The organism is Streptomyces kebangsaanensis (assembly GCF_001906585.1).
In the GTDB taxonomy this organism is placed as follows: domain Bacteria; phylum Actinomycetota; class Actinomycetes; order Streptomycetales; family Streptomycetaceae; genus Streptomyces; species Streptomyces kebangsaanensis.
On record NZ_JUJA01000158.1, the window covers coordinates 173,995 to 178,217 of the forward strand.

The window sequence follows — 4,223 nt, forward strand, 5'->3', positions numbered from 1 at the left end:
CGCCGGCCGTGGGGTGGAGATGCTCGAAACCATGGCCGATCGCGGCGCGCGGATCAACTCGTACACGCGGCTGTGACTTGTTCAACAAGGTTTCGCATCCCCAGAGCCGAGCCCTTCCGGCGGAACGGACACCCTGATCCCCGCCCCCGAGAAACCCGGAGAGTCGTCAGGGGCCGCCGTCCTCCCCAGTGCGGAGGGCACGGGGTCCGAGGGGAGGACCCGCGGCGGCGGTACTTCACCGGACAGCACGACGAGACGGGCTTATCGGGCCCATACCTTCGATGCGGAAGGTGGTGGCAGGGGCCGCCGCCGCGCACACAAGGGCCCGTGGGGCCCAGAGGGGGCAGCCCGTCATGGGGAACGGAGATATGCGGGTGCGGGGCTTCGCCGCGCGGGCCGGCGGCTGGAGCGCCCGGCACCGATGGGCTGCCGTCGGCATCTGGGTGCTGTTCGTCGTCCTGGCGATGGGGCTCGGTTCGGCGGCCGGTCGGCTGGACGTCAAGGAGAGCGACCAGCTCAAGGGCGAGACGCACACCGCCGCGAAGATCATCGAGGACGCGGGGATCAAGGAACCGGCGGGCGAGACCGTCCTGATCCAGGCGAAGGACGGCACCACCAGGGCCACGGACGCCGACTTCCGGGCGGCCGTCGCCGAAGTGGTCGAGGCCGTCGAGGCGACCGGCCGGGTCACGGACGTGACCTCGCCGTACGACACGAGGACCATCTCCCAGGACGGCCGCAGCGCGCTGGTGCAGTTCGCGATGCGCGGCGAGGCGGACACCGCGGGCGAGCGGGTGGAGCCGGTGCTGAAGGCCGTCGAGGACGTCCAGAAGAACCACACCGCGCTGCGGATCGAGGAGATCGGCGGCGCCAGTATGCAGAAGCAGTACGCCGACGCCTTCGGGGACGACTTCAAGCAGGCCGAGTACTCGGCCGTGCCGGTGGCCCTCGGCATTCTGCTGATCGCCTTCGGCGCGCTGGTGGCCGCGCTGCTGCCGGTGGCGCTGGCGATCACCGCGATCATGGCGACGATGGGCCTGATGGGCATCGTCAGCCATCTGCAGCCGATGAGCGACACCGCCAACTCCGTGATGCTGCTGGTCGGCCTGGCGGTCGGCGTCGACTACTGCCTGTTCTACCTGCGCCGCGAGCGCGAGGAGCGGGCGGCCGGGCGCGACGCGGGCAGCGCGCTGCGCATCGCCGCCGCGACCAGCGGGCGCGCGATCGTCGTCTCCGGTGTCACGGTGTGCGTGGCGATGGCGGGCATGCTGTTCACCGGGATCGCCGAGTTCGAGGCGATGGGCCTTGCCTCGCTGATGGTGGTGGCGGTCGCGATGGTCGGGTCGGTGACCGTGCTGCCGGCGCTGCTGTCGCTGCTGGGCGAGCGGGTCGAGAAGGGGCGGATCCCGTTCCTGAGGCGGCGCCGGAGCAGCGGCGGCGGCGTCGAGAGCCGGTTCTGGACGGCCGTGCTGCGGCGGGTGCTGGCCCGGCCCGTGGTGTCGGTCGTCGTGGCGGCCGGCGCGCTGCTCGCCGTCGCGGCTCCGGCACTCGGCATGAAGACCTCGCAGCTCACGCTGGACCAGGAGTTCGGCGACTCGCTGCCCATCGTGCAGACGTACAACCGGGTCAACGAGGCCTTCCCGGGCGGCTCCGAGCCTGCCCGGGTGGTGGTCGAGGCCGAGGACATCAAGGCCCCCCGGGTGCAACAGGCCCTGGCGGACTTCAAGGAGCGGGCGATCGCCTCGGGCGCCTCGCGCGGCCCGATCGACGTCAAGCTGCACGAGGCGCGGAACGTGGCCCTCGTCTCCGTCCCGCTGGTCGGCGGCTCCGACTTCGACAAGGCCGGACAGAGCTTGCAGAAGCTGCGCGACGAGGTGCGGCCCGCCACGCTGGGCAAGGTCGACGGGGTGCGGGCGCCGATCACCGGTCAGGTCGCCGGCTCGCACGACTTCAACGACCAACTCGTCGGCTCCGTCGTCCCGGTCTTCGCCTTCGTCGTGGTCTTCGCCTTCCTGCTGATGCTGCTCTCGTTCCGCTCGCTGACCGTCGCGATCACGTCGATCCTGCTGAACCTGCTGTCGGTCGGCGCGGCCTACGGCATCCTCGTCGCCGTCTTCCAGCACGGCTGGGGCGCCTCTCTGGTGGGCGCCCACGGTGTCGGCGCGATCGTCACCTGGCTGCCGCTGTTCCTGTTCGTGATCCTGTTCGGCCTGTCGATGGACTACCACGTCTTCGTGGTCTCCCGGATCCGCGAGGCCCGGCTGCGCGGCCGGACGACGAGGGACGCGATCCAGCACGGCGTGGTCACCACGGCGGGTGTCGTCACCAGCGCCGCGGTCATCATGGTCGCCGTCTTCGCGATCTTCGGCACGCTGTCCATGCAGTCCATGAAGCAGATGGGCGTGGGCCTGGCGGCCGCGGTCCTCATCGACGCGACCGTCATCCGCGGCGTGCTGCTGCCCGCGGTGATGTCCCTGCTGGGCGAGCGCAACTGGTACCTGCCCAAGTGGCTGCACCGCCTGCCGGACCTCACCCACGACGAGCCCCCGGCGGCGGTGGCCGTCGCGCCCGCGCCGCGGGAGGGCGAGCGGGTGGGGGTGTGAGCCCCACTGCGGAACGGAGCGGGGCCCGGCGGCTTGTACGAGCCGCCGGGCCCCGCCCCCGTCACCGGCGACCGGCGGGCAGTTCGGCCTCGATGAGATCGGCCGCTCGCCGCGTCCCGCCCTCCTGGGCCATCTCGGCCCGGACGGCTTCCAGTCGCCGCGCGACGTCGGGGTCGTCGACCAGGGCGAGGGCCGCGGCGCGCAGGGTCTCGGCGGTCGCCTGGTCCATGGGGACGTGGCGGGCGACGCTGAGGCCCTGGAGCATGTCCGCGTTGCCGAACTGGTCGACGGCCTGCGGCACGGCGATCATCGGCGTGGCGGTGGCCAGGCCCTCCTGGCTGCCACCGGCCCCGGCGTGCGTGACGAACAGGTCGGCCTTACGCAGGATCGTCAACTGCGGTACCCAGGACCGCACTTCGACGTTGGCGGGTACGTCGCCGAGCTCGGCGGGGGTCACGTGCCGGCCGACCTGGAGCACCAGGTGCCAGCCCGGCAGTCCGGCGAAGGCCCGGACGCACTCCCGGTAGAAGGCGGGCTGCTTGGTGAAGGCCGAGCCGAGCGAGACGAGCACCACCTTCTCGGCCCCGGCGGGCCGCTGCCAGTCTCCCTGGGCCGAGCGGTCGCCCTGGCAGGCGCCGACGAAGGTGTACACCTTCTCGTCGACCCGGTCGGCGTGCGGCTGCAGCGCCCGCGGGATCAGGACGAGCGAGCGGTCGGGGCGGCCGGCGAAGGAGTCCGGGTGCCGGGTGATCCCGTTCTCCCTCAGCCAGGTCTCGAAGCGGGCGTAGTAGGCCCGGCCCCGTTCGGTCTGCCGGGGCTCCGCCCACATCGGTTCGGCGACCTCCTCCTCGTAGCCCTCCCAGGCGACGAGGCTCGGCGAGAGGGAGATCGCCGGCACGCCCCAGCGATGGGCCAGGACGCGGGCCGGGTAGGCCGCGATGTCGTGCAGGACCAGGTCGGGCTCGTCGCCCGCGTAGGCCTCGATCAGCTGGGGCAGGGCCTGGATCGCGTCGTTCAGGAACGGCTCGACGTTGTCGAGCAGCGTGGTCCCCCAGGCGGACGGGTCGTCGTCGGGCGAGGGCAGCGTGGAATGCCAGGGCTTCACCTCGGCACCGGTCTCGGCGACCTTGTCCGCGAACACCGGCGGGATGGCGTACGTGACCCGGTGCCCGCGCGCGACGAGTTCCCGGATCACCTCCAGGCTGGGGTTCACATGGCCGTGGGCGGCGATGGAGAACATGGCGATGTGGGAGCCGGTTGTCATGGCCTCCACCATGAACGAGACGGTGCGCCGCGTTCAAACGCTTTACGGCGCCGGGACACGGACTGCCCGGTTCGCGGCACCGGGCACCGGCGCCGACCTGTGCGGATGCGAGACTGACCGTCGGACGTCGGGGGTTTCGAGCATGAGCATGGACAGGGAGACGGACGATGGACGAGGCGCGGGCGCGGGACGTACTGGCCGCGGCAGGGGTGCTGCCCGGTTCGGTACGGGACGCGCGGCTGCTCGCCCTGGGGGAGAACGCGGTGTTCGCCGCCGGGGACCTCGTCGTGAAGGTGGGCAGTGACGCCGAGCTGCTGGAGCGGGCGCGGCGGGAGTTGCGCATCGCGGTGTGGCTG

2 protein-coding genes and 1 pseudogene are annotated in these 4,223 nt (G+C 72.0%); 2 read left to right on the plus strand and 1 reads right to left on the minus strand.

The annotated features are described in order from the left end of the window. The first annotated feature begins 353 nt into the window (after window positions 1-353). A complete protein-coding gene (locus tag RH94_RS29340) occupies window positions 354-2,603 on the plus strand; it encodes an MMPL family transporter (RefSeq protein WP_107428853.1) in 2,250 nt (749 codons plus the stop codon). 61 nt (window positions 2,604-2,664) lie between these two features. Here the strand turns inward: RH94_RS29340 and mgt are convergent, their stop codons facing one another. Beyond that, entirely contained in the window at window positions 2,665-3,879 is a 1,215-nt protein-coding gene (mgt, locus tag RH94_RS29345; RefSeq protein ID WP_407697374.1) for a macrolide-inactivating glycosyltransferase, read from the minus strand. 155 nt (window positions 3,880-4,034) lie between these two features. Between mgt and RH94_RS29350 the strand changes: the two are divergent. Next, window positions 4,035-4,223 (plus strand): annotated as a pseudogene (locus tag RH94_RS29350) (aminoglycoside phosphotransferase family protein); the annotation flags it as partial.